Below are 23,701 nucleotides of genomic sequence, written 5' to 3' on the forward strand. Positions count from 1 at the left end.
CGTCGGGCAACACTAACCGCCCGAACCCCAAACCTCAGATCGCGACGAACCGACCGCTTGCCGGGTCGAACTGCTCCAGCCCGCCTTCGCCGATATCGTTCCAGAGCCCGTGCAGGCTGATTTCGCCCGCTTCCACTGCAGAGCGAACGAATGGGAAGGTCATGAGGTTTTCAAGACTGACCAGAACCGCCTGTTTCTCCAGCGCCGTTAGTCGTTCGCCTTCAGGCAGATCCTTGATCCGCTCATAACCCGGGCGCAGGATATCCATCCAGCGACCGACGAAGCTCGTCTTTTCCTCCAGTGCCGGGGCGGTACCCGAACACATGTCGTGACAGCCCTTGACCCCACCGCAATAGGAATGGCCGACGATGATCACATGCGCCACCTTCAGCGCGGTCACCGCGAATTCCAGCGCCGCCGACGTGCCGTGCGGCTCGCCGTCGGGCTCATAGGGCGGCACGAGATTGGCCACATTGCGATGGATGAAGAACTCACCCTGATCGGCACCGAAGATCGAGGTGACATGGACCCTGCTGTCACAGCAGGAGATAACCATTGCGCGCGGACGCTGCCCTTCTTCGGCAAGACGGCGATACCAGGACCGGTTCTCTTCCCAGGTCGTCGCCTTCCAGCCGTGATAGCGTTGCACCAGGTAGGTCGGCAGCGGTTTCGCGTGTTCCATATCCCTCGCCTCGCAATTTGTTCCGCCCGACATAGCGATCCGACGTATCGAATTCGAGCGGTTTTTCCGCTGGTCATCAAGAATTTCTTGAGAGGTGACGTTCAGGCTGAGCCGGCGCGTGGGGCGTGAAGTCGGAGGGTGAAGGGTGGCGAAACTTGCCGTTTTGCGCCACGAGGAAGGGGTTCGCGTGAATCCAGATTGCCTTGTGGCTTTGTACGCGGAACTGGGCGAAGCCGGGGCTGAGCGGGTCGTGGCCCGCACGATGGAGGAATTGAATGCGCGGTTGTCTGAGATGCAACGCTTTGCCGATGATGGCGACCTTGTCGCACTGAGGCGCAGCGCGCGGGTCGTCGTGAAGATGGCCGACCAGATTGGGCTGACAAGTTTTGTGATGGTCGCCTTGGATGTCATCGCTGCGGCGGTAGCGGAGGACCATGCGGGGCAGGCCGCAACGCTCGCCCGTCTGCTTCGGATCGGGGATCGTTCGCTGAACGCGGTCTGGGACCTGCGCGACATGACGATCTGAGTGCGACGGGGGTTGCGGGCACCGTGCGGCCCGCTAGTCTGGCGCGGTAACAATCTCGAGCCCGCCATGCCCTTTGCCTTCGCCGATCCCGACCAGCCGTCACGTCCCGTTCATATCGTCGCGCAAAGTGATGCTGAGGCATTCCTTGCAGCCCGGTCGCCAGCCGAACGCGCCTGGCTGACCGCCGCCGGGTTCGCGGGAAAACTCGGCCAATTCTGCCTGCTTCCCGGTCCCGATGGCAGCCCTGCCGCTGCCATCCTTGGCTGGGGTTCACCGGTTGCCCGCCAGCGCGGCCGGTTCCATGCCGCGAAGGTGGTGGCCGATCTGCCGGACGGCAACTGGCATCTGGAAGGACCGCTGGACAGAAACGAGCTGGAGGAGGCTGCCCTCGGCTGGCTGCTCGCCACCTACCGCTTCGACCGCTACAAATCCGCGAAAGCCCCGTCGGCCCGGCTGAAAGCGCCGGATGGGATCGATACAGCCCGCATTCTGGCGATTGCCGAAGGTGAGGCGCTGACGCGCGATCTGATCAACACTCCGGCCGCCGATATGGGGCCGGGCGAATTGGAGAACGCTTTCCTTGCGCTGGCGGAAAGGTTCGGGGCGCAAACACGCGTAGTGCGTGGCGATGACCTGCTGGCGGAAGGCTTTCCGATGATCCACACGGTCGGCCGCGCCTCCAGCCGGGCGCCCCGGCTTCTCGATCTGCGCTGGGGCTCAGAGGGGCCGACCCTGACGCTCGTTGGCAAGGGTGTCTGCTTTGATACAGGCGGGCTCGACATCAAGCCAGCCTCTTCGATGGGACTGATGAAGAAGGATATGGGCGGGGCCGCGACGGTCATGGGGCTTGCGCGGATGATCATGGCTTTGGGGCTGAAGCTGAGGCTTCGGGTCCTCGTTCCCGCAGTTGAGAATGCGGTTGGCGGCAACGCGTTCCGGCCGCAGGACATCCTGACCAGTCGCAAGGGGCTGACGGTCGAGGTCAACAACACCGACGCCGAGGGCCGTCTGGTGCTCGCCGACGCGCTGGCGCTGGCGGATGAGGAAAAGCCGGACCTGATCATTTCCATGGCCACGCTGACTGGTGCTGCGCGCGTCGCAGTCGGACCCGATCTGGCGCCGTTCTATTGCGACGACAATGCCGTAGCGGCGGCGCTGGCGGCCGGAGGATCGGCGGTTGCCGATCCTTTGTGGCGCATGCCGTTCTGGGAGCCTTACGAGACGATGATCGAGCCGGGCATCGCCGATCTCGACAATGCGCCGTCGGGTGGCATGGCCGGGTCGATCACCGCCGCGCTCTTCCTGCGGCGGTTCGTGACTGAAACCCCGCGCTACGTTCATTTCGACATCTACGGATGGCAGCCAAAATCCGAACCGGCCCGCCCCAAGGGGGGTGTCGGTCAGGGCGCCCGCGCGATCCTCGCGGCCCTGCCCGATGTGCTGCCGCTATGACCGACCGCCGCCTCACCCCGGCGAACGAACGCGTCGCGCATGTATCGCTCAAGGGCGAGGTCGAGGCGTTGAAATATGTAGCGGGTGAGCCTGCCCGGATCGTCGTCCCCCGTGCGGACCTTCTGGTTCAACCGCTGGGCGCGCGCGACCGGCAAGTGCTGATGGGGGAAAGTGTTCTGGTTCTTGAACGGCACAAGGGCTTTGCCTTCATCCGTGCCGACAAGGACGGCTATTGTGGCTACCTGCCCGAACCGGTCCTTGGCCCGCCAGTGGCCGCAACGCATTGGGTCGCAGCGCCCGCGACACATCTTTACCGCGCGGCAGATATCAAATCGCCCGAGGCGGCGATGCTGAGCCTTGGCGCAAGGCTTGCGGTTAGGAAAACACACGAGCGGTTCTTCGAGACCGCCGAAGGTCTCTTCGTTCCGCGCCCGCATCTGAGGGAAATCGAGGATTGGGCCGAAGATCCGGTTTCGGTCGCCGAAAGTCTTGTCGGCACGCCCTATCTCTGGGGCGGGAATTCGCGCAGTGGGATCGATTGTTCGGGGCTCGTTCAGGCGGCGATGACCGCCTGTGGCATCGCCTGCCCCGGTGATAGCGACATGCAGGAAAATGCATTGGGCAAGCGGCTCGGTTCCGGTGCCGATCGGCGGCGCGGGGATCTGGTCTTCTGGAAAGGTCATGTCGCCATCGCGGTTGATGACAAACGGTTGATCCACGCCAATGCCTACCACATGTCCGTTGCCTATGAAGGGATCGACGAGGCGATCGTACGTATCGCCAAGCAGGGCGACGGTGCTGTCACCTCGGTCAGGCGGCTCAGTCTACAGGACGTATGAGCTTGCGTTCGAGGATGCGCAAAACCGTCGGCAGGTCATGGCCGCGTTTCAGGACCTGTCCGTCCATACCCACGACTGCATACATGCCCTGACGGCTCCGCAGGCGCGGTCGTTTTTCGATACGGTAAAGCGGGTGTTCCGCTGCCCGGCGAAAGACCGAAAAGACCGCCATGTCGCTGAGGAAGGAAAGCGCGTAATCGCGCCATTCGCCCGCCGCCACCATGCGCCCGTAAAGCCCCAGGATCGTGCCGAGTTCCAGACGGTCGAAGGCAACCTGCTCGGGCGGGGTTGCGGAGGCGCGAAACGGGATCGGCGGCTGGACCGTCATAGGTGAATCTTACCGCGCTTTTGCAGCAAATCAAGCACCTGGATAGGTCGGGGTCAGGCGACCGGGTTTACAGCGAAGCGGTCAGCGAGCCCTGTATCCGCTGCAGGAAGAGGTGCATCACCGGTTTCAAGCCAATGTTCCGATGCCGACAGTAGCGCGTGATAGGCGGCCCCGACACGGGACCGGAGCCCGGTCAGCCGCGCCGGAAGCACGGCATCGGGAAGGTCCCCATGGCGCAGCACGATCCGCCGCCAGCGATGGATCAGCATCGTCCGCGCCGCAATTGCGTCCTGAGGGCCGAGGCGCGCAGCGTCCAGCACATCGAGGTCGGCGGCGAGCCGTTCAAGCGCCGCGAGACGGTCGGGATGGCAGAGCGTTTCGCGCATCCCTGCCCCCACCTTCAACGCACCCGAAACGGCAAGTGCGGCCTCTGCCGGGACGTTCCCCGCCACCAGCCACAGCCCGCCGCCAAGAGATATCCCGCCCACATCATCGCCAAGCGCAATCGTCCAGCATTCCGGCTCTGCCTTGGGCGCGGCATAGATGGCCTCTGCTGCCGGACCGTATTCCGCCTGCCCTTGCTCGCTCAGCCGGTAATGGCTGGTCCTGCCATTTCGCTCGCGTATCAGCCAGCCATCGGCGACAAGCCGCGACAGGGCGGTGCGCAGGGCGCCCGGCTCCACCCCGATCCGCCCCAAGAGGTCCTGAAGCCGGGCCGCAGCAATCCGGCCGCCACGCGGCTGAACGGCATCGCCCATGACAGTGACAACCAGCGACCACACCCTGAGGCGGCCTTGGGCATGCAGAGCGTCGATAAGGGGCGCAAGCGGGTCCATGGAAACGGGTCTAACCTGACCGTGCCACCATCGTCAAAAGCTCGTATTCCGCGACCGGTTCGCCTTTCTGGTTGGTGACCGTCGCGGCCCAGGCGACTTCGCCATATTCTGCAGTCCGCCTTGTCTTGCGCTTGACCACCAGCCGTACCCGGATCGCGTCGCCGGGGCTGACCGGTTTCAGGAACCGCAAGTGGTTCAACCCGGTATTGGCGAGGACCGGCCCCGGCGCAGGGTCCACGAACAGCCCGGCGGCGAAGGAGAGGATCAGATATCCATGCGCGACACGGCCCGGGAAGAAGGGGTTGGCGCGGGCGGCCTCGTCATCCATATGGGCATAGAAAGTGTCGCCGGTGAATTCGGCAAAATGTTCGATATCTGCTAGGGTTACGGTCCGGAACGGGGTTTCGATACCCTGACCGATCTCCAGATTATCGAAATTCTGCTGGAACGGGTGTTTTACACAATCAATAATTGCATCTATTTCCGCATACTCTCTCTGAACGCGAGACAAGATCGCCGGGCTGCCCTGTACCGCCACCCGCGCCATGTAATGCAGAATGCCCCGCACCCCGCCCAACTCCTCGCCGCCACCCGCGCGGCCGGGCCCGCCATGGACCATATGCGGCAGCGGGGAACCGTGGGCGGTCGCTTCGGCCGCACAGTCCCGGTCGTTGATATAGATGCGGCCATGCCAGGCTCCGGCCTCGGTCACATAGGCCCGCGCCACGTCGGGGTCGTGCGTGAAGAGCGACGACACAAGACTGCCACCCCCGCGATTGGCGAGATGCGCGGCATGTAAAAGGTCTCGGGCAGGCAGGATCGTCGCGACAGGGCCGAAGGCTTCGACCTCATGCACAGCGCGGGCCGCGTCGGGATCGTCACAGAGGTACAGCTGGGGCGCGACGAATGCACCGTCGCCGGGGGCGTCGTGATGGCGGAAGACCAGCCGAGTATCGTTTGCGATCTCGGCCGCGCGGTCCGTGACATCGGCCTTCTGCGCCATCGAGACGAGCGGCCCCATCCGCGTGTCCGGGTCTGCCGGATCGCCGATCCGGATCGCGGCCAACCGGGCGGAGATGGCTTCGACGACAGCGTCGGCTAGCGCCTCGGGCACGATCATCCGCCGAATCGCGGTGCATTTCTGCCCGGCCTTCACCGTCATCTCCGCCGCCGCCTCTTTCACGAAGAGGTCGAATTCCGGCGTGCCGGGCGTGGCGTCCGGGCCGAGGACTGCGGCGTTCAGGCTGTCCTGCTCGGCGATGAACCGCGTGCCCTGCGCCAGAAGGCGCGGGTTCGACCGCAAGGCAAGTGCGGTGGCCGCCGAGCCGGTGAAACTGACCACATCCTGCGCCCCGAGCCGGTCGAGAAGATCGCCTGTCCGCCCCACCACGAGTTGCACCGCGCCCTCGGGCAACAGCCCGCTTTCGAGGATCATGCGAAAGGCGGCCTCGGTCAGGTAGCTCGTCTGGGTCGCGGGTTTCACGATGACCGGCATGCCGGCCAGAAGCGCCGGTGCCAGTTTCTCCAGCATGCCCCAGACCGGAAAGTTGAAAGCGTTGATCTGGACCGCCACACCTTGCATCGGCACCGCGACATGGCGGCCAAGGAAGGTGCCATTCCGCGACAGCCGCTCGACCGGCCCGTCAAGATGGACCTCGCCATCCGGCATCTCGCGCCGTGCCTTCGACGCCATCGTCAGTGCGGTCATGATCCCGCCTTCGATGTCGATCCAGCCATCCTTGCGGGTGGCGCCGGTCAGGGGATTGAGGGCGTAAAGCTCCTCTTTCCGCTCCTGCAACATCAGTGCCATGGCTTTCACCATCCGCGCCCGTTCATGGATGTTCATGGCGCGCAGCGCGGGACCGCCTTTGCCCGTTGCCCAGTAATACGCCGCGCCGAAGTCGATCCCCTCGGACCCGGCCCTGGCAATCGGTTCGCCCGTTACCGGGCTGTCGATCCGTGCCGCATGGGCCGATGGTCCGATCCAGCGGCCCGCAATGTAGGAGGATGGGGTGAGCATGGTCTTCTCCCTTCGCCTCCAGTCTAGCGCAGCCATGAACGCGCGCAACACTCTTGACCGCACGGTCGGATATGTAGCAGCATTCATCTGAGACAGGGAGAATAGGATGACACCGCAGGAGCGGGCGGAGAAAAGTGCTGCTGCGATATGGGCGGGCGATGCGGCCTCGAAGCATCTCGGCATGAGCCTTGATGCGGTCGGGCCGGGGCGGGCGGTGATGTCCTTCACCGTCCGGGCTGAACATCTGAACGGTCACGGCATCTGCCATGGCGGATATATCTTCACGCTGGCAGACAGTGCCTTTGCCTTTGCCTGCAACAGCCAAAACCGGCTTGTCGTCGCGCAGCAAAATTCCATCACGTACCTGTCTCCGGGGCGGGAGGGTGAGCGTCTGACCGCCGAGGCGGTCGAGGTCAGCCTCTCCGGTCGTTCGGGCATCTACGACGTCACGGTCACCGGCGACGACGGGCGCAAGGTGGCTCTGTTCCGGGGCCTTTCGCGCCAGATCGAGGGCCAACATTTCGAGGAAGACACATGAGAGAGGCATTTCTCTGCGAAGGGCTCAGGACACCTATCGGCCGTTATGGCGGGGCCTTGGCCTCGATCCGGCCCGACGACTTGCTGGCAGGTGTGATCCGCGCCGTTATGGACGCGACGGGTCTGCCAGGCGAGGCCGTGGACGAGGTGATAGCGGGCTGCGCCAATCAGGCGGGGGAGGACAACCGCAATGTCGCGCGCATGGCGGCATTGCTGGCGGGGCTGCCCGTTTCCGTGCCGGGCGTTACACTGAATCGTCTCTGCGGATCGGGTCTCGACGCGGTCGGGCAGGCGGCGCGCGCGGTACGGCTGGGCGAGGCGGAGGTGGTGCTGGCTTGCGGCGTCGAAAGCATGAGCCGGGCACCCTTCGTAATGCCGAAGGCTGAGGCCGGGTTCTCGCGGAACGCCGAGATATTCGACACGACCATCGGCTGGCGTTTCGTCAACCCGGTGCTGAAAGCGCAGTATGGCGTCGACTCGATGCCCGAGACGGCCGAGAACGTAGCGGCAGAGTTCAGCATCGCCCGCGCCGATCAGGACGCTTTCGCACTCAGGTCCCAGACCCGCGCGCTTTCCGCCATCGCCTCGGGCCGTCTGGCCGAAGAAATCGCGCCGGTGACGCTCGCGCAGCGTCGGGGCGCTCCTGTGATCGTCTCTCAGGATGAACATCCACGCCAAACGACGGCAGAAAAGCTTGCAGCTTTGCACACGCCGTTCCGCGACAATGGCAGCGTGACCGCGGGTAATGCCAGCGGCGTGAATGACGGCGCGGCGGCGTTGATCGTCGCCTCGGCGGAGGCGGTGAAGCGCCATGGCCTGACGCCAAAGGCGCGGATCACCGGCATGGCGACCGCGGGCGTTCCGCCGCGTATCATGGGCATCGGACCGGTCCCCTCCACGCAGAAATTGCTCTCTCGCCACAGCCTGACCATCGCCGATATCGGGCTGATCGAACTGAATGAGGCCTTCGCCGCTCAGGCGCTTGCCGTGATGCGCCAACTCGGCCTGCCGGATGACGCAGAGCATGTGAACCCGAATGGCGGGGCCATCGCCCTTGGCCATCCGCTCGGCATGTCCGGCGCGCGCTTGGCACTGACGACGGGGATAGAGATGGACAGGCGTGGAACGGCTCGCGCGCTCTGCACCATGTGCGTGGGGGTCGGGCAGGGCATATCGCTCCTGCTCGAAGCCCCGTGAGGAGGGGTGATGAAGGACCTGACACCGGACCCGAAGACGCTGGACCCGATTGAGACCGCAAGCCGGGATGAGATCGCGGCGCTGCAACTTGCCCGCATGAAATGGTCGCTGAAACACGCCTATGACAACGTGCCCTACTACCGGCAGAGCTTCGATGCGGCGGGGGTGCATCCCGACGATATGAAAGACCTCTCTGATCTTTCGAAATTCCCCTTCACCGCCAAGGCCGACCTGCGCGCGAACTATCCCTTCGGCATGTTCGCCGTGCCGCGTGAAAAAGTCGTCCGTGTCCATGCCTCCTCCGGCACAACGGGCAAGCCGACGGTTGTGGGCTACACACAGAAAGACATCGACACCTGGGCGGATTGCGTCGCCCGGTCGCTGCGGGCGGCGGGAACACGGTCGGGGGATGTCGTCCATGTTTCCTACGGTTACGGGCTTTTTACTGGGGGACTCGGCGCGCATTACGGGGCTGAGCGGCTGGGCTGTACGGTGGTGCCGATATCGGGCGGACTGACGCCCCGACAGGTGCAACTGATCGAGGACTTTGGCGCCTCCACAATCATGGTCACGCCCTCCTACATGTTGGCAATACTTGACGAATACCGGGCACAGGGCCGCGATCCGCGCAAGAGCCCGCTTCAGGTCGGGGTGTTCGGAGCCGAACCCTGGACCAATGCGATGCGCGCCGAAATCGAACAGGCCTTCGACATGCATGCGGTCGATATCTACGGGCTGTCGGAAGTCATCGGACCGGGCGTGGCCAATGAATGCGTGGAAACGAAGGACGGGCTGCATATCTGGGAGGATCATTTCTACCCCGAGATCATCGACCCCGAAACCGGTGTGGTGCTGCCAGAGGGTGAGAAGGGCGAACTGGTTTTCTCCTCTCTGACGAAAGAGGCGATGCCGGTCATCCGCTACCGCACCCGCGACCTGACGCGCCTGCTGCCCGGCACGGCGCGGTCCATGCGGCGGATGGAGAAGGTGACGGGCCGTTCGGACGATCTGATCATCCTGAGGGGCGTCAATATCTTCCCGACCCAGATCGAGGAGCAGATCCTGAAAATCCGCACCTTCGCCCCGCATTTTCAGATCGAACTCAAGCGCGAGGGACGGCTGGACGAGATGACGGTACTGGTCGAGGCGGCAGAGGGGCATTCGGATTCGACCGAAAGGCTGCAGGCCGCCGCCGCATTGAAAAAGGCGGTGCGGGATACGTCGGGCCTGAACATCGCGGTCAGCGTCGCCGATCCCGGTGGCATCGCGCGCAGCCAGGGTAAGGCGGTCCGCATCGTCGACAAGCGACCTAAGGGCTGAATTCATGCCAAGGGGACTGGCCCGCGATCACGACGACAAGCGCGCCGCTATCCGCGAAGGCGCAGCGGCATATTTCGCGGCGCATGGCTTCGACCGTGCCTCGATGGCCGGGGCGGCTAAGGCCTGCGGCGTGTCGAAGGCGCTGTTATACCACTATCATGCGTCGAAAGAGGCGCTTCTTTTCGATATCCTCGACGCGCATCTCTCCGGCCTCGTCGAAGTGGTCGCCGCAGTGCCCGAAGGACAGCCGGAAGCCACGCTGAGGGCCCTCATCCGCGCGATCCTCATGGAATACCGCGATGCCGATGCCGAACACCGGTTGCAACTCGATGCGCTTAAGGCACTCACGCCAGACCAGCAGACGGTGCTGCGCGGGCATCAGCGCCGACTTGTGGGCTCGCTCGCTGAAACGCTCGGCCGCCTGCGCCCCGATCTGACAGAGGATCGGTTGCAGGCCGCGACGATGTCGGTCTTCGGAATGCTCAACTGGTTCTTCCTCTGGCACCGGCCGGGCAAAGGGATCGGCCGCGAGGCCTATGCCGACATGGTTACCGATCTGGTGATCGGCGGATTGCCTGCGATTTCAGAGTGAGGCCGAAAGAGCGCGCTGAAGACATCTGTAGGGTGGCTTAAAACCCACCTTACCTGGCGTTCTTTCCCAGGATTGGCGAAGGCATCATGCCCCCCACTCCGCCCCCTGCATCTCCCGCAACCGGCTCGCCGTGCGTTCGAATTCGAAGCTGCCGGCACCCTCGACATAAAGCCGTTCGGGCTCTTCGGCAGCCGAGCAGATGAGCCGGACCTTGCCCTCGTAAAGCGCGTCGATGAGGGTGACGAAGCGTTTCGCCTCGTTGTAGTTCTCGGATGAGAGGTGCGGGATGTCTTCGAGGATCAGGACGCGCACCGCGCCCGCGACGGCGAGGTAGTCGGCGGGGCCGAGGGGGCGGCCGCAGAGGTCCCAGAAGCCCGCGCGGGCGACGCCGGCATGGTAGTCGGGCAGCGTGACCTCCCTGCCCTTCACGGTGAGCCGTAGCTCGGCATCGCCGCCGCCGCCCGTGAGTTCGGTCCATATCTGCGAAAGCGCGGTCTTGGCGCGCGCATCGGCGGGGGTGAAATAGACCTGCGCGCCTTCGAGGCGATGCTGGCGGTAATCCGTCTCGCTCTCGATCTCGCGCACCTCCAGCCGGTCCTTCAGAAGCTGGATGAAGGGCAGGAAGAGGGGCCGGTTCAGCCCGTCCTTGTAAAGATCGTCCGGCACGCGGTTCGAGGTGGTGACAACCGTCACCCCGCGGTCGAAAAGCATCTGGAAGAGACGGCCGACGATCATCGCATCGGCAATGTCGGTGATCTGCATCTCGTCGAACGACAAAAGCCGCAGGTCCTCGGCAATCTTCTCGGCCACGGGCCGGATGGCGTCATCGACGCCGGTCTTGCGCGCCTCTTGCAAAGCCGCCTGCACTTCCTGCATGAAAGCGTGGAAATGGACGCGGCGCTTGGCCTCGATTTTCACATGGGCGTGGAAGAGGTCCATCAGCATCGACTTGCCGCGCCCGACCCCGCCCCAGAGGTAAAGGCCCTTCACCCCGTCCGGCGCCCTCGCGAAGAGCCCGCCCAAGAGACCCTTCCTTCGGCCGTTCCCGGCCTCCAGCCCCTCGCGGATGCGCTGCAATTCGGGCAGGAGCGCGCGTTGGGCGGCGTCCTGCTTGAGGTCGCCCTCATGGGTCATACGATCGTAGATTTCGGTCAGTGTCTCGGTCATGGCTCTCGATAGCGCGGGCGCCAGCGAAGGGGAAGTGCGGTTGACGCGCTTTCAAAGATCGCGGGTCCGGCGCACGAGAAAGTCCAGAAGCACCCGTACCCTGACCGGCAGATGCCGGGTCGCCGGGTAGAGTACATGGACGCCCCGCGGCTCGTGCCCGTAACTGTGGAGGACACGGACCAGCCGGCCCGTGCGGATTTCCGGATCAGCCAGATAATCGGGCACGCGCGCCACGCCGAGCCCGGATGCGGCGGCGTCGATCAGAAACGCGCCATCGCCGGAATTGAGAACGGCGAGCAGCCGCACGGTCGTTTTTGCGCCCGTCGGGCTTTGCAAGGTCCAGCTTGCATGGCGCGCCGGGCCAAATTGAATAATGCGGTGGTGGTGCAGGTCGGCGGGCGTTTCGATCGGCGGATTGCGGGCAAGATAGTGGGGGCTGGCGCAGAGAACATGCCGGGTTTCGGTTAGCTTCCGCGCGATCAGTGAGGAATCGGGCGGCTGGGATACGCGCACGACCAGATGATAGTTCTCGCCGATCACATCGACGATCCGGTCGTCGAAATCCACTGTCAGGCGAAGCCCTGCATGCGCGGCGGCAAAGTCCAGCAGCGCCGGGGCAAGGACCATACGGCCGAAATGGAGTGGGACCGACAGCCGGATATCGCCCGAGAGTGACCGGGAGTCGCAGCGGACCTGCGCCTCGGCCTCATCCAGAGCCGCGAGTATGTCGACGGCGCGGTCGTAGAACTCCCTGCCGGTATCGCTCAGCGCCCATTGCCGGGTCGTACGGGTGATGAGCTCGGTCTGCAACCGCTCCTCGAGCAGCCGCAGCTTTCTGCTCATCGCCGATTTGGCGATGCCGGCGGCTTCGGCGGCCTTTCCGATGCTTTCGAACTCGACGATGCGGACAAAGGCGCGGAGGTCTTCGATCTGTCCCATGGAGGGTCTAATTAATAGAATAGTTATTGAAATAATGTCAGTCTGTTCGAGTTTCTGCAACAACCTATCTTGCCGGCATCAGGGCAACCCGGGATGGGCGCCCGCTTTCACGGAGATCAAAATGAGAAGGATTGTTACACTCGCAGCTGTCGCCGCGATGACGGTGTCTTCGTCACGAGCGCAAGAGCCGGTCTGGGACGCCAACACCGTCGTGCTGGAATCACAAAAGCTTGCCGAAGGCGTCTTCGCGGTCATACCGGCAGGAGCGGAGGAAATGGCCGCCGATGGGTTGCCGATCGCGACCACATCGGGGTTCGTCATCGGCACGCGTGGCGTTCTCGTCATCGACTCGATGCTGAACGAGCGGCTGAACAGCCAGTTATTCGGCCTGATCGCGGCCGAAACCGATCTGCCAGTGCGCTACATGGTGAACACCAGTTTCCACGGCGATCACTCCTACGGCAATTTCTACCTGCCCGACGAGATCGACATCATCCAGCACGCCAACGCCAAGGCATATATCGACAGCCATTTCGAAGCGGATACTGCCTTCATGATCCAGAATTTCGGCGAGGGGCGAGGGATCGAGGAAATCGAACCGACCGATGCCGACATCTTGATCGGCGAGGGCGGCAGTCTGACGGTCGATCTTGGTGGGATCGCTGTCGATATCCGCGACTATGGATTCGCGCAGACCGGCGGCGACCTATTCGTCTCGGTACCATCTGCCAATGTTCTCTGGACCGGAAACCCGGTCATCGCTCCGGCACCGGCCCTGCCATGGCTGCTGGACGGGCATCTCGTGGCGACGCGTGACACACTGGTGCGGGTACGCGACGCGATCGATGCCAACACAAAGGTTGTGCCGGGGCACGGCCCCGTCACGGATACGAGCGCGTTTGACTGGTCGATCGACTATCTGAGCGCGGTTGAACGCGAGGTTAGCGCGGCTATTGCCGATGGGCTGAGCGTTGAAGAGACCGTATCCCGCGTCGGACTGCCGGAATTCGGTGGCTACGCGCTCTTTGGCTGGGTGCACCCGGGGCTGAATGTTCCCGCTGCCTACAATGACCTGAAGTAAGACAGAGTTGCCGCAGCCGCCTGTCACGGGCGGCTGCGAGGTGCTGTCGCGGTCCGGCCGCGCGGTCGCAAGAAACGAACGGAATTGTCGCGATCACAATTCTCGATTTGACCGCCTTCCTGTGCTCGGCGAAAGTGCCGGTCCACAGGAGACATCATGCAAACACGCGCCCAGATTTTGTTCCCGGCCCTGATCGCCGGGATCATCGTTCTCATGGTCTCGAACGCGATCCGGTCGAGTTTCGGCGTGTTCCAGATCCCGATTGCAGACGAGTTTGGCTGGCCGCGCGCCGATTTCAGCTTTGCCATCGCGATCCAGAACCTCGCCTGGGGCATCGGCGCGCCGGTTTTCGGGGCCATTGCCGAGCGGTTTGGCGACAGGAAGGCCATCGTGCTCGGCGCGATCTGTTATGCGGCGGGGCTGGTCCTGTCGGCCTATGCCATGACACCGGGTCAGCATCAGCTCCTGGAAATTCTCGTCGGCTTCGGCATCGCCGGAACCGGGTTTGGCGTCGTGCTGGCGGTTGTCGGGCGTGCGGCCTCCGACGACAACCGGTCACTCTCGCTCGGCATTGCCTCGGCCGCAGGCTCACTCGGACAGGTGTTCTCGGCGCCGGTGGCCGAGATCCTGCTCGGGGTCTTTCCCTGGCAGATCGTCTTCATGATCTTCGCGGCGTCGATCCTGTCGGTCATCGCCGTCCTGCCGCTGATGCGCGCGCCTGAGCGGCCAGACGGGCCGGTTGTGGAGGTGTCGATGGGCGCAGCGCTGAGGCGGGCGTTCCGCGATCCGAGTTTCACGCTGATCTTTCTCGGGTTCTTTTCCTGCGGCTACCAGCTCGGCTTTATGGTCGCGCATTTCCCGGCGTTGGTGACCGAGATGTGCGGCCCGATCTCGCCCTCGGGACCGCTTGCCGCGATTGGTATCTCGTCGACCTCGGCCCTGGGTGCGGCGGCGATCTCGCTGATCGGGCTTGCCAATATTGCGGGAACGCTGACCGCCGGCTGGCTCGGCAAGGTCTTTCCGAAAAAGTATGTTCTGGCCGCGATCTATACCGGGCGGACGCTCTTTGCCGCGATGTTCATCCTATTCCCGATCACGCCGCTTACCGTGGTTCTTTTCTCGATTGGCATGGGGTCGCTCTGGCTGGCCACAGTGCCGCTGACGTCCGGCCTCGTCGGCCATATCTACGGGCTGCGTTACATGGGCACGCTCTACGGAATCGTGTTCCTGTCGCATCAGGTTGGATCGTTCATGGGCGTCTGGCTCGGCGGACGTCTTTACGATGCCTATGGCGACTATACGCTCGTCTGGTGGATCGGTGTCGCGGTCGGGGCGTTTTCGGCCATCGTGCATCTGCCGGTGAGGGAACGGTCGCTGGCGGCTCAGGCGGCGTAACGGTGGAGAGGCCGGGGGTTTCACACCCCCGGACCCCCGTGGCGTATTTTCCGACAGAAAATGGGATCAGGACTTCGCGGCGTTCAGGATGTAGCGGGCAGTCATAAGGTCCAGATGCGCACCGCCGCCATTCTTGGCGATTGTGATCTCGTCGTCCGACGTCCGGGTGTAGACGCCTCCGGCGATGTCATAGAAATCGGCCAGTATATCGCCTTCGGTGATTGCGCCCGAGGCGATGGGGTCCATGATCTCGCCGATATGGTGGATCGTGGTCGCGCGCGCATCGACGAAGATACGGGAGCGCCGCATGGCTTCGTCATCTACTTCGCGCATATCGGGCCGATAGGCGCCGATCAGGTCGAGGTGAGTGCCGGGTTTCAGCCATTCACCCCGGATCACCGGCGCCGTCGCCATGGTGGCCGTGGCGATGACATCGGCCTTGGCGACGGCGGTCTCCAGATCGGCTTCAACGGTAGCCCCGGTTGCCGCGGCAAAGGCCTGCGCGGTTGCATCTGTACGGGTCCAGACATGGAAGCGTGCATTGGGGAAGGCTGCGGAATAGGCCTCGACCATTGACTGGGCGACAGTGCCCGCGCCGACGAGGAGGAAGGTCGCGGAATCCTTGCGGGCAAGTCGACGGGCCGAGAGCAGGCTGTCGGCGGCCGTCTTCCATTTTGTCACTAGCGCGAAGTCGAGATAGGCTTCGGGGATACCGGTCTGATCGGCAAAGAGCGCCACGGCGCCATGAAGGTTCGGCACGTTGAAGCGCTGGTTTCCGGGGTAAATCGTGGCGGCCTTGACCGCGAGCCCCATGCCGTCGATCCAGGCCGAGCGGGTCAGGAGCGTGTCGTCGCCGCGGCGGAGCACCGTATCGCCAACCTCGGCCTTCGGCAGCAGGTGGCCCGCCTCCAATGCCTCGGTCAGGGCCAGCCAATCCAGCTTCGCCTCGGCCTCCGGCCCGATGATCTCGATACTCATGCAGCCTCCCTTTCGGTTAACAATCCCTCGGCGATCAGCCGGGCGGCAAAGCCCTCCGGCCTGTCGAATTGATGCACATGCCAGCCGCGTGCGGCAGCGGCGGCGATGTTTTCCTGCTTGTCGTCCGTGAAGAGAAGCCCGCCGGGTGGCAGTCCGCAATCCTCCTCGACGATTTCATAGATGCGCGGTTCGGGTTTCAGGACGCCCAGATGAGCCGAGACATAGGCGCGGTCGAACTCGGCAAAAAACGGATAGGGATCCTTTGCGATCTCGAATGTTTCCGCCCCGAAATTCGTCAATGCGAAGACCGGAATGCCGCGCGCCTTCAACGCACGCAGCAGCCGCACCGAATGCGGGATGACGGGCTGAGCCATATCGATCCAGTTGTCATGCCACTTCACGATCATGTCGGCCCATTCGGGATGGCGTTCGGCCAAGGCAAAGATGGTTTCACGGAAGGGTGCGCCCCGGTCGATCGAGAGGTTTACGTCTTCGATGCCGGTCTCGGCGAACATACGTTCCCGCTCTGAACGCGGCATCAGCCGGTCGTAGAACCCTTCGGGGTTCCAGCCGATCAGGACCCGGCCGATATCGAAGATGACAGCTTGAATGGTCAAGATAGGCCTCCCGTCCGGCCCATCTAGATCACAGCCGCCCGGCCGGTGAAAGCCCCCTCAGCGGCGGTATCGCGGCGTATCGGGCACTTTCGCCCGGCGGTCCTGCGCATCGCGCCAGACCATGAAAAGGCCCGAGCCGATGATCAGCGCGATCCCCGCCGTGGCCACCAGATCGGGCCAGTCGCCGAAGACCAGAACGCCCCAGGCCACGGCGAGCGGCATGGCGATATATTCGAAGGGCGCGACAACGGCGGCTTCGGCCACGCGGTAGGCCTGAGAGATCAGAAAACCGCCGAAGGCAGAGGTGGCGCCGACCGCGAACAGGATCCACCAGTCGCGGCCCGACGGTATCGTCCATTCGCGGAACAAGAAGTCGAGCGAGGCATTGCCGGTCCCGGCGAGGCTTCCGTCTCCGATTGCGAGCCCGGTCAGGCCCGAGATCACGATGAAGGTGAGCTGGATGTAGAAAGACATCGACAGCGCGTTCTCCGTCCGGCCGATATAGCGGGTCAGCATGTGCAGCGTCGCATAGCCGAAGGCGGCGGCGATGGGCAGAAGGGCCGCGGGCTGAAAGACCGAGGTGCCGGGGCGCAGGATGATGAGGACACCGATGAGACCAACGGCGATGGCCGCCCAGCGCCTTGGGCCGACCTTTTCGCCAAGGAAGATAACCGAAAATACCGTGATGATCAGCGGCGACACAAAAAAGATCGCCACCCCGTCGGCCAAGGGCAGCGAGGCGAGGCCGAGGAAGAAGGTCATGTTGGCGAAGACGACGCAGGCGCCGCGCGCAAGGTGCAGTCCCAGCCGCCGCGTCCGGAGTGCGGCAAAGCCCCCCGAGACGGGCAAAAGGACGATCAGCAGGACGGCCATACCGATCAACGAGCGAAACAGCACGACCTCATGCAGGGCGTAGCCATCGGACAGGAACTTGATCGCCATGTCATTGACGGAAAAGCAGAAGACCGCGCCGAGGGCGCAGAGGGCTCCGAGAAGCGTGGGGTTTTCGGACAGCGACCGCAACATGTGGGCATCTGATAGGGAACAGAATACCGGCGCAAGTCAAGATCGGCCGTAGCGTTTCAGCGACGGCCGCTTTTTTCACCCTTCCGGCGCCACGCTGCCCGCGCCCAATGAAAACCACTCATCGGGTCCCCAGACAAATATCGGCAGTAGACGGCAAATGCCTCACGATCTTCGTGCCTGCCAGCATCACATCCGGCTCACACCCCCTTGCACCGGCCCGAGAGGTCATGTCTCCATATGGCAATCGCCCCGGGGAGAACCGCATGTACACAGTGATCGGAACCAGCAACAGTCGCGCCGCCCGTGTGCTTTGGATGCTGGAAGAGTTGGGTATCCCCTTCGATCACATCTCGGCACCGCCGCGGTCCGAGGGTGTTACGAATTTCAACCCGGCCGGCAAGGTTCCCGTCCTGATCGAGGACGGAACACCGATCACTGATTCCACGGCGATCATCCAATATCTTGCCGACAAACACGACAAACTCACCCATCCCGCCGGCACGCTGGACCGCGCCCGGCAGGACAGCCTGACACAGTTTCTGCTGGATGAGTTTGACGCCAATCTTTGGATGGCGGCGCGGCACAGCTTCGTCCTGCCGGAAGAACTGCGCCATGCCGCGATCAAGAACACCCTCCGCTGGGAATTCGAGCGCAGTCAGAAAACCCTGATGCAGCGGATGGGCGATGGCCCCTTCCTGATGGGCGAGATGATGACGGTGCCCGACATCATCCTTACCCATTGCGGAAACTGGGCACTGTCGGCGCGCTTCCCGATCGTCGAGCACCGGCTGACCGACTACCTCACCCGCATGCGCAAGCGGCCCGCCTATCAGCGGGCCATGGCGCGCTGAGCTTCAGGGACAAGCCGCGACATAGCGGCGACCATAGGCATCCTCATAGACGCAATCGCCCGGGTTTTGGGCCTGTCCTATCAGCGTGCCCACGAGCGCGCCCGCTGCGCCGCCCACGATGGCGCCTTCCAGACGGTCATCGTCATCAGCAACAGCCGCGCCGATCGCCGCACCGGCAAGCGCGCCTGTACCGACGGCGCGCTGCTCAGCCGTCTGGCATCCAGCAAGGGCAAGGGTGATCGGCAGGATCAGTATAAGTTTGTTCATAGGAGCCTCCAATTGCTGTCCCGTATTATAATCGGGATTTGGCTTCCTGGTTCCTGACCTGCGTCAAGACATCGGCCAATAGCCGCTTAAGGATGAACGTCGTTAGGCAACGCGGATGGTCAGAGATTACTGACAAGCAGTTTTGTCGCCGCAAGCAAAGGCCGCTTCGATCTCGATCAGTTTCTGTTTGCGCCACAGGCCGCCGCCATAACCGGTCAGGCCGCCATCCGCACCGACGACCCGATGACAGGGCACGATCAGCGCGATCTGGTTGGCACCGTTGGCGCGGGCCACCGCCCGAACCGCTTCGGGCCTGCCGATCGCGCGCGCAACGTCGCTATAACTGCGGGTTTCACCCGGAGCGATCCGCCGCAATTCCTGCCAGACGGTACAGGCAAACGCGCTGCCATGGAGGGCGAGCGGGGTGGCAAACCGCGCAGAGCGTCCGGCGAAAAACGCTGCCAGTTCCGTCGCGACCAGATCGTGGACGGGCGTCCGGCCGATCCCCAGTGATCCGCGCCCAGCCGTTCGAAGGCGCTTCAACTCGCCGGGTAGCGCCTTGCGGTCGGCGAATTCCAGCAGGTGCAGCGCACGGTTGTCGGCGACAGCGATCATCGCGCCCAAAGGCGTTTCAATCCAGTCGACGCACAGGATCGGATCAGCAGGCAGACGGCCGGGGGCCTCTCCGATCAGCCGCGAAATAGCATCGCGAAAAGCCGAGGGCGACAGAAAACCCGCCTCCAACTGCGCATCAATGACCCGGCCACCGTCGTTCAGAACCGTGAATCCGCGCCGCAAGCGATCCAGCCGGGCCATTTCCAGGAAGGTCATCCCGAAATGGCGTTTGAACGCGCGCCGGACGGTAGAGGGATCATAGCCCATCGCAACGATGTCGTCCTCGCTCCAGCGGTGATCTTCTCGCTCAGCCAGAGCGGCGAGACAGTCGCGGATCACCGCGTCTGCCTCCGCCGCAGCGGTCAGCGGATGGCAGCGTTTGCAGGGCCGGAACCCGGCGGTCAGGCATGCGGCGACGGTACGGTAAAACCGGCAGTTCTCGCGTTTGGGTTTACGGGCCGGACAGGTCAGCCGGCAGAAAATACCGGTCGAGGTGACACCGACAAAGGCGCGGCCGTCATAGGCAGCGTCCCGCGCAACGAGGGCGGCATAGAGATCGTCATCTGAGGTCTGAAACAGCATGGGATCATTGGTAAACCGGCCGGCCGTGTCGTGCAGCCGGAAATCGGGCGCTTATTTCACTTTTGCTGCAGCGCGCCCGGCCCAGAGCCCGGTCGCGAGGCAGGCGGTCAGCAGGTAGCCGCCGGTTGGCGCTTCCCAGTCAAGCATTTCGCCTGCCGCAAAGACTCCGGGAAGGGCGTTGAGCTCCAGATTGTCGGTTAGCGCCCCGCGTGCGATCCCGCCCGCAACCGATATCGCCTCATCGATCGGACGCGGTCCGTCATGGCGTACGGGCAAGGCCTTGATCAGCCGGGCCAGCGCCTCGCCTTTCGGCAAGGGACGCCCCCATTCCTGCAACAGCGCGATGCGCACCGGGTCAAGGCGCAGCGCTTTGCGGAGCCAGTTCGCCGCCGTGTCCTTGCCCGGCCCCGTGGCGAGCCGGCCCTCGATGTCGGACAGGCTGCGGTCGGGCAACAGGTCAAGCATCAGGGCAGCCCCATCCCGCACCGCACGGGATACGGAATAGACCCCGCCGCCTTCGACGCCCCTTTCCGAGATGACGAATTCGCCCCGCTCCACCTGACCGCCCGCGATCAGGGCAGCCCCCTTCACCGGCTGGCCGAAATGGCGCGCCATATGGGGCGACCAGTTCACGCGGAAGCCCACATTGGCGGGTTTGAACGGGGCGATTTCGACGCCCTTTTTTGCCAACCACGGCACCCAGGCCGCATCCGATCCAAGCCGTGCCCAGCTTGCGCCGCCGAGTGCCAGAACGGTGACTTTCGGGTGAAGGACCTGCCGCCCGGCCGGCGTTTCAAAGGCAAATCCATCACCGTCGAACCCCGCCCAGCGCCAACGCGTGCGCAACCCAACCCCCGCAGCGTCGAGCCGTCTCAGCCATGCGCGCAAAAACGGCGAGGCCTTCATCGCCTCGGGGAAGACCCGGCCGGTGGAGCCGGTGAAAACCTCCTGCCCCAGCCCCCGCGCCCAATCCATGACCTCTGCCGGACCGAAGACCTCCAGCATCGGGCGCAGCCAGTCGGCGTCGTAGTTTTGCATGAACGTGTCGAAGGGCTCGTCCTTCGTCAGGTTCAACCCGGACTTGCCTGCCATCAGGAACTTGCGAGCGGGACTTGGCTTTGCCTCGCAGATCATCACCCGCCGCCCGGCCGCCGCCAGCGCCTCGGCCGCCATCAGACCGGCCGGGCCCGCGCCGATCAGAAGGGCATCGGTCACTTCGGCAACCCGCCTTTGAACTCGACCACGCGGTGCGGATAGGGGATGGTGATCCCGGCATCCTTGAGCGCGTTCCAGACGGCGAAAAGGACGTGACTGGCATATTTGTTGCGCCCGTCATCAATACCCGAGACCCAGTATTCGACGCTGAAGTCGATGCCGCTGTCGCCGAACCCCTTCAACTCGCAATCCGGGCCTTCGGGTTTCGACAGGACGAAAGGCAGTGCCGAGACGGCCTTGTTGATGATGTCGGGCACCGTGTTGATATCGGTGTCGTAGCTGACCGAAAACCCGACCTCATAACGGTTGGCGCTGCCCTGATCGGAATAGTTCACCACGCGGGTCGTGATGAAGTGTTCGTTCGGCACCACGATCCACTTTCCGTCGAAGGTCTCAAGAATACAGGCGCGCGCGGTCATCCTGACAATGGTCCCAGCCTCCCCTCCATCCAGTTCGACATAGTCGCCGACCGTGGTCTGACCCTCGACCAGCAGGATGATGCCCGAGATGAAGTTCGCCGCGATCTGTTGGAGGCCAAGGCCGATGCCGACGCCCAGTGCACCGCCAAGAACGGCGACGGTGGTCAGGTCGATCCCCATGATGTTGAGAAGCAGCAGGAAGGCCACGCCGAAGATCGTGATCTCCGCCGCCTTTGCCGCCAGTTCGCGGGTGGCAGGGCGCAGTTCCTCCTGCGCCTTGATATAGTCGGCGCTGCGCCGGTTCGACCAGGAACCGAGCCAGAAGAGAAGACTTCCCGCAATGGCGCCGCGAATAAGCGCCATCATGGAGAAGCTGATATTGCCCAGTTCGACGGTCAGGCTTTCCAGCCATGTGGCGGCTTCGTCCGTCAGGCCAAGCACATAAAGCGCAGCAACGGGGATCAGCACGTAACGGCCGAGCAGTTTCAGGAACGGGTCGCTGATGACTTTGGAGACGAAGACCCGCGCGGCGATGAAGAAAAAGACCCGCTTGCCGAAGGCGATGACCGCACCCGAGCCGAAAAGCGACCGGGTGACGCTTTCACCGATGGCGGTGAAGCCATAGGCCAGAAGCGGCAGGAGCAGCGGCAGGAAACGCAGAATGAACCGGCGCAGAATGGCGAAGGGGCCCTTGGCATCCGTCGGCGGGGCGACGAAGGTCGCGATCCTGATCCCGAGTTTCTTCGCGACGACAACAGCGATCAGCCAGGACACGACGAGCAGCGCGAATTGCGACCAGGCGGCGGGGCTCGTGGCCCAGTCGATTGCGATGGCCCAGAACTGGTCCAGATAGCCAAGCGCCATGGCAACGATCTCTGGCTGTCCATCCATGGCGCTCTTGCCCCCTCCGGTTGCTCAGACCATCCTGTGACAAGAAACCGACCATGACACAAGCACCCGATCCGATCTGCCCGCTTTGCCTGCGCCCCATCCCGCCGGACGTGGCGCAAAGCCGTCATCACCTCGTGCCGAAACTACGGGGCGGCAAGGGCGGGCCGACGGTGCTGCTGCACGCGATCTGCCACGCGGAAATCCATGCGACGCTGAACGAGACGGAACTGGCACGAGATTATCCGACGATCGAGACACTCCGCGCCCATCCGAGACTTCAGAAATTCGTGCAGTGGGTAGCGTTGCGGCCACCGGGTTTCCGGTCCCGCGTGCCGGGGCCGCGCCGGGGACGTTAGGTTAGGACGTGACCAGGGTGCCCCGGCCGAGCGCCACCGCACGCTCATAGGCCAGCGCTGCGAGCGCGAAGTCGCCCACCGCGATGCCGCGGAACACGAAGGCTGACCGCTCACCCGGCGCGAAGGATGCGGTGACTTTTCCGCTGACAAGCTCCGTCAGATCGCCGGCAACGAGGGCCGGATCGACCATCGCTCTGGCGCTTTCAGACTCTTGCACGCGGTCATCAATGATCACGGTTCCGAAAGCAGCCATTCCGTCCGGCGCCCAAGGAATCGCGAGGTCGGTGATGGCAGCGAAGGCACCGGGCTTCAGCCAGCGTGCATCGAGGAACGGCTCGACTGAGTAGTCGAGGGTTATAGAGCTCACCACAAGGTCGGCGCCGTCGAGCGCCTCCTGTGCCGGAGCGGCGCGCGCCATGAGTCCTATCCCGCGCGCCGCCGCGCATAACGCGTCGACCTTCGCCTGACCGCGTCCCACCGCCCGGATTTCCCTGAGCGGGAACAGTTCGGCGAAGGCTGAGAGATGGCTTTGGGCCTGTACACCACAGCCAACGAAGGCAACGATGGCGGAGCCCGGGTCGGCAAGGCGCCGCGCCACGACGGCACTCAGCGCGGCCGTGCGCACGGCCGTGACCCAGTTTGCATCCAGAACGGCCTTCAGGATGCCCGTCTCGCTGTCAAGGATCAGGATCGCGCCATTGATTCCGGGCAATCCCCGCGCCGGATTTTTCGGGGCGACCATCACGGATTTCACCGCGATCACGCCCGGATGGTCCGCTGCTGCCAGCGTCGACATCATGTAGCGTCCGTCACCCGGCATCACCGCCGATTTCGGCGCGGTCCAGAGTTGCCCGTCGGCCTTGGCAAGCAGCGCGGCCTCAATCTTGTCGACCACGTCGGTCGTGGTGATGCCGAGCCCGTTCAGAGCCGCATCGGACAGGTAAAGGAACCCGCTTTTATCCGTCATGATATG

The 23,701-nt window shown here is 63.9% G+C and carries 25 protein-coding genes; 11 read left to right on the plus strand and 14 right to left on the minus strand.

The window, feature by feature from the left end; translation table 11 throughout:
* Positions 1-34: 34 nt before the first annotated feature.
* The gene (locus OEZ71_RS08790; RefSeq protein WP_263739568.1) at positions 35-682 is read right to left on the minus strand and encodes a carbonic anhydrase; all 648 of its coding nucleotides are present in this window, start codon (positions 680-682) and stop codon (positions 35-37) included.
* Between the two features lie 145 nt (positions 683-827).
* Here OEZ71_RS08790 and OEZ71_RS08795 point away from each other — a divergent pair, with 145 nt between their 5' ends.
* The 3 genes from OEZ71_RS08795 (at position 828) to OEZ71_RS08805 (ending at position 3,499) form a co-directional block, all read left to right on the plus strand.
* Positions 828-1,208 (plus strand): hypothetical protein, encoded by a 381-nt coding sequence (locus OEZ71_RS08795; RefSeq protein ID WP_263739569.1) that lies wholly within the window; start codon positions 828-830, stop codon positions 1,206-1,208.
* A gap of 66 nt (positions 1,209-1,274) precedes the next feature.
* Complete coding sequence (locus OEZ71_RS08800; RefSeq protein WP_263739570.1) at positions 1,275-2,660, plus strand: leucyl aminopeptidase family protein; 1,386 nt, start codon at positions 1,275-1,277, stop codon at positions 2,658-2,660.
* The gene (locus tag OEZ71_RS08805; protein ID WP_263739571.1) at positions 2,657-3,499 is read left to right on the plus strand and encodes a C40 family peptidase; all 843 of its coding nucleotides are present in this window, start codon (positions 2,657-2,659) and stop codon (positions 3,497-3,499) included. Before OEZ71_RS08800 ends, OEZ71_RS08805 begins: the two co-directional genes overlap by 4 nt.
* On the opposite strand, the gene OEZ71_RS08810 is transcribed toward OEZ71_RS08805, so the two are convergent.
* Genes OEZ71_RS08810 through paaZ form a run of 3 tightly spaced genes read right to left on the minus strand, consistent with a single transcriptional unit; the run spans position 3,480 to position 6,683 of the window.
* A complete protein-coding gene (locus OEZ71_RS08810) occupies positions 3,480-3,827 on the minus strand; it encodes a DUF2794 domain-containing protein (RefSeq protein WP_263739572.1) in 348 nt (115 codons plus the stop codon). The two genes, OEZ71_RS08805 and OEZ71_RS08810, sit on opposite strands and share 20 nt — an antisense overlap.
* A gap of 53 nt (positions 3,828-3,880) precedes the next feature.
* On the minus strand, positions 3,881-4,663 hold the full coding sequence (locus tag OEZ71_RS08815) for a PaaX family transcriptional regulator C-terminal domain-containing protein (RefSeq protein WP_263739574.1): 783 nt from the start codon (positions 4,661-4,663) through the stop codon (positions 3,881-3,883).
* Positions 4,664-4,673: 10 nt separating this feature from the next.
* Complete coding sequence (gene paaZ, locus OEZ71_RS08820) at positions 4,674-6,683, minus strand: phenylacetic acid degradation bifunctional protein PaaZ (RefSeq protein ID WP_263739575.1); 2,010 nt, start codon at positions 6,681-6,683, stop codon at positions 4,674-4,676.
* 106 nt (positions 6,684-6,789) lie between these two features.
* Between paaZ and paaI the strand changes: the two genes are divergently transcribed.
* From paaI to OEZ71_RS08840, 4 genes are read left to right on the plus strand one after another with little or no spacing between them, the layout of a single operon-like run.
* A complete protein-coding gene (gene paaI / locus OEZ71_RS08825) occupies positions 6,790-7,221 on the plus strand; it encodes a hydroxyphenylacetyl-CoA thioesterase PaaI (protein WP_263739576.1) in 432 nt (143 codons plus the stop codon).
* Positions 7,218-8,417, plus strand: coding sequence for a 3-oxoadipyl-CoA thiolase (gene pcaF, locus OEZ71_RS08830; RefSeq protein ID WP_263739577.1), 1,200 nt, complete (start codon positions 7,218-7,220; stop codon positions 8,415-8,417). Before paaI ends, pcaF begins: the two co-directional genes overlap by 4 nt.
* 9 nt (positions 8,418-8,426) lie before the next feature.
* A complete protein-coding gene (gene paaK, locus OEZ71_RS08835) occupies positions 8,427-9,737 on the plus strand; it encodes a phenylacetate--CoA ligase PaaK (RefSeq protein WP_263739578.1) in 1,311 nt (436 codons plus the stop codon).
* 4 nt (positions 9,738-9,741) lie between these two features.
* A complete protein-coding gene (locus tag OEZ71_RS08840) occupies positions 9,742-10,329 on the plus strand; it encodes a TetR/AcrR family transcriptional regulator (protein WP_263739579.1) in 588 nt (195 codons plus the stop codon).
* 84 nt (positions 10,330-10,413) lie between these two features.
* Here the strand turns inward: OEZ71_RS08840 and zapE are convergent, their stop codons facing one another.
* Both zapE and OEZ71_RS08850 read right to left on the minus strand, forming a co-directional pair.
* The gene (gene zapE / locus OEZ71_RS08845; RefSeq protein WP_263739580.1) at positions 10,414-11,496 is read right to left on the minus strand and encodes a cell division protein ZapE; all 1,083 of its coding nucleotides are present in this window, start codon (positions 11,494-11,496) and stop codon (positions 10,414-10,416) included.
* Positions 11,497-11,547: 51 nt separating this feature from the next.
* On the minus strand, positions 11,548-12,435 hold the full coding sequence (locus tag OEZ71_RS08850) for a LysR family transcriptional regulator (RefSeq protein WP_263739581.1): 888 nt from the start codon (positions 12,433-12,435) through the stop codon (positions 11,548-11,550).
* A 121-nt stretch (positions 12,436-12,556) separates the two neighbouring features.
* Here OEZ71_RS08850 and OEZ71_RS08855 point away from each other — a divergent pair, with 121 nt between their 5' ends.
* Together OEZ71_RS08855 and OEZ71_RS08860 are read left to right on the plus strand one after the other, a co-directional pair.
* The gene (locus OEZ71_RS08855) at positions 12,557-13,516 is read left to right on the plus strand and encodes an MBL fold metallo-hydrolase (RefSeq protein WP_263739582.1); all 960 of its coding nucleotides are present in this window, start codon (positions 12,557-12,559) and stop codon (positions 13,514-13,516) included.
* Positions 13,517-13,672: 156 nt separating this feature from the next.
* Complete coding sequence (locus OEZ71_RS08860) at positions 13,673-14,911, plus strand: MFS transporter (protein WP_263739583.1); 1,239 nt, start codon at positions 13,673-13,675, stop codon at positions 14,909-14,911.
* 66 nt (positions 14,912-14,977) lie between these two features.
* On the opposite strand, the gene OEZ71_RS08865 is transcribed toward OEZ71_RS08860, so the two are convergent.
* From OEZ71_RS08865 to OEZ71_RS08875, 3 genes are read right to left on the minus strand one after another with little or no spacing between them, the layout of a single operon-like run.
* On the minus strand, positions 14,978-15,889 hold the full coding sequence (locus OEZ71_RS08865) for an ornithine cyclodeaminase family protein (RefSeq protein ID WP_263739584.1): 912 nt from the start codon (positions 15,887-15,889) through the stop codon (positions 14,978-14,980).
* Positions 15,886-16,506, minus strand: a complete 621-nt coding sequence (locus OEZ71_RS08870; protein ID WP_263739585.1) for an HAD family hydrolase — start codon at positions 16,504-16,506, stop codon at positions 15,886-15,888. Before OEZ71_RS08870 ends, OEZ71_RS08865 begins: the two co-directional genes overlap by 4 nt.
* Before the next feature lie 57 nt (positions 16,507-16,563).
* On the minus strand, positions 16,564-17,532 hold the full coding sequence (locus OEZ71_RS08875) for a DMT family transporter (RefSeq protein ID WP_263739586.1): 969 nt from the start codon (positions 17,530-17,532) through the stop codon (positions 16,564-16,566).
* Positions 17,533-17,795: 263 nt separating this feature from the next.
* On the opposite strand from OEZ71_RS08875, the gene OEZ71_RS08880 reads away from it, so the two are divergent.
* Positions 17,796-18,383 (plus strand): glutathione S-transferase family protein, encoded by a 588-nt coding sequence (locus OEZ71_RS08880; RefSeq protein ID WP_263739587.1) that lies wholly within the window; start codon positions 17,796-17,798, stop codon positions 18,381-18,383.
* A gap of 3 nt (positions 18,384-18,386) precedes the next feature.
* Here OEZ71_RS08880 and OEZ71_RS08885 read toward each other — a convergent pair whose 3' ends face one another.
* From OEZ71_RS08885 to OEZ71_RS08900, 4 genes are all read right to left on the minus strand, one after another.
* Complete coding sequence (locus OEZ71_RS08885; protein WP_263739588.1) at positions 18,387-18,650, minus strand: glycine zipper domain-containing protein; 264 nt, start codon at positions 18,648-18,650, stop codon at positions 18,387-18,389.
* A 126-nt stretch (positions 18,651-18,776) separates the two neighbouring features.
* Entirely contained in the window at positions 18,777-19,847 is a 1,071-nt protein-coding gene (locus tag OEZ71_RS08890) for a bifunctional transcriptional activator/DNA repair enzyme AdaA (protein WP_263739589.1), read from the minus strand.
* A 51-nt stretch (positions 19,848-19,898) separates the two neighbouring features.
* The gene (locus tag OEZ71_RS08895) at positions 19,899-21,062 is read right to left on the minus strand and encodes a TIGR03862 family flavoprotein (RefSeq protein WP_263739590.1); all 1,164 of its coding nucleotides are present in this window, start codon (positions 21,060-21,062) and stop codon (positions 19,899-19,901) included.
* Positions 21,059-22,372 (minus strand): mechanosensitive ion channel family protein, encoded by a 1,314-nt coding sequence (locus OEZ71_RS08900; protein ID WP_263739591.1) that lies wholly within the window; start codon positions 22,370-22,372, stop codon positions 21,059-21,061. The genes OEZ71_RS08895 and OEZ71_RS08900 overlap by 4 nt, the downstream gene beginning before the upstream one ends.
* Before the next feature lie 53 nt (positions 22,373-22,425).
* On the opposite strand from OEZ71_RS08900, the gene OEZ71_RS08905 reads away from it, so the two are divergent.
* A complete protein-coding gene (locus tag OEZ71_RS08905) occupies positions 22,426-22,728 on the plus strand; it encodes an HNH endonuclease (protein ID WP_263739592.1) in 303 nt (100 codons plus the stop codon).
* Position 22,729: 1 nt separating this feature from the next.
* Here the strand turns inward: OEZ71_RS08905 and OEZ71_RS08910 are convergent, their stop codons facing one another.
* The gene (locus OEZ71_RS08910) at positions 22,730-23,695 is read right to left on the minus strand and encodes an ornithine cyclodeaminase family protein (protein ID WP_263739593.1); all 966 of its coding nucleotides are present in this window, start codon (positions 23,693-23,695) and stop codon (positions 22,730-22,732) included.
* Between the last annotated feature and the right edge of the window lie 6 nt (positions 23,696-23,701).

It is taken from the genome of Albidovulum litorale (assembly GCF_025751495.1).
Lineage (GTDB): Bacteria > Pseudomonadota > Alphaproteobacteria > Rhodobacterales > Rhodobacteraceae > Albidovulum > Albidovulum litorale.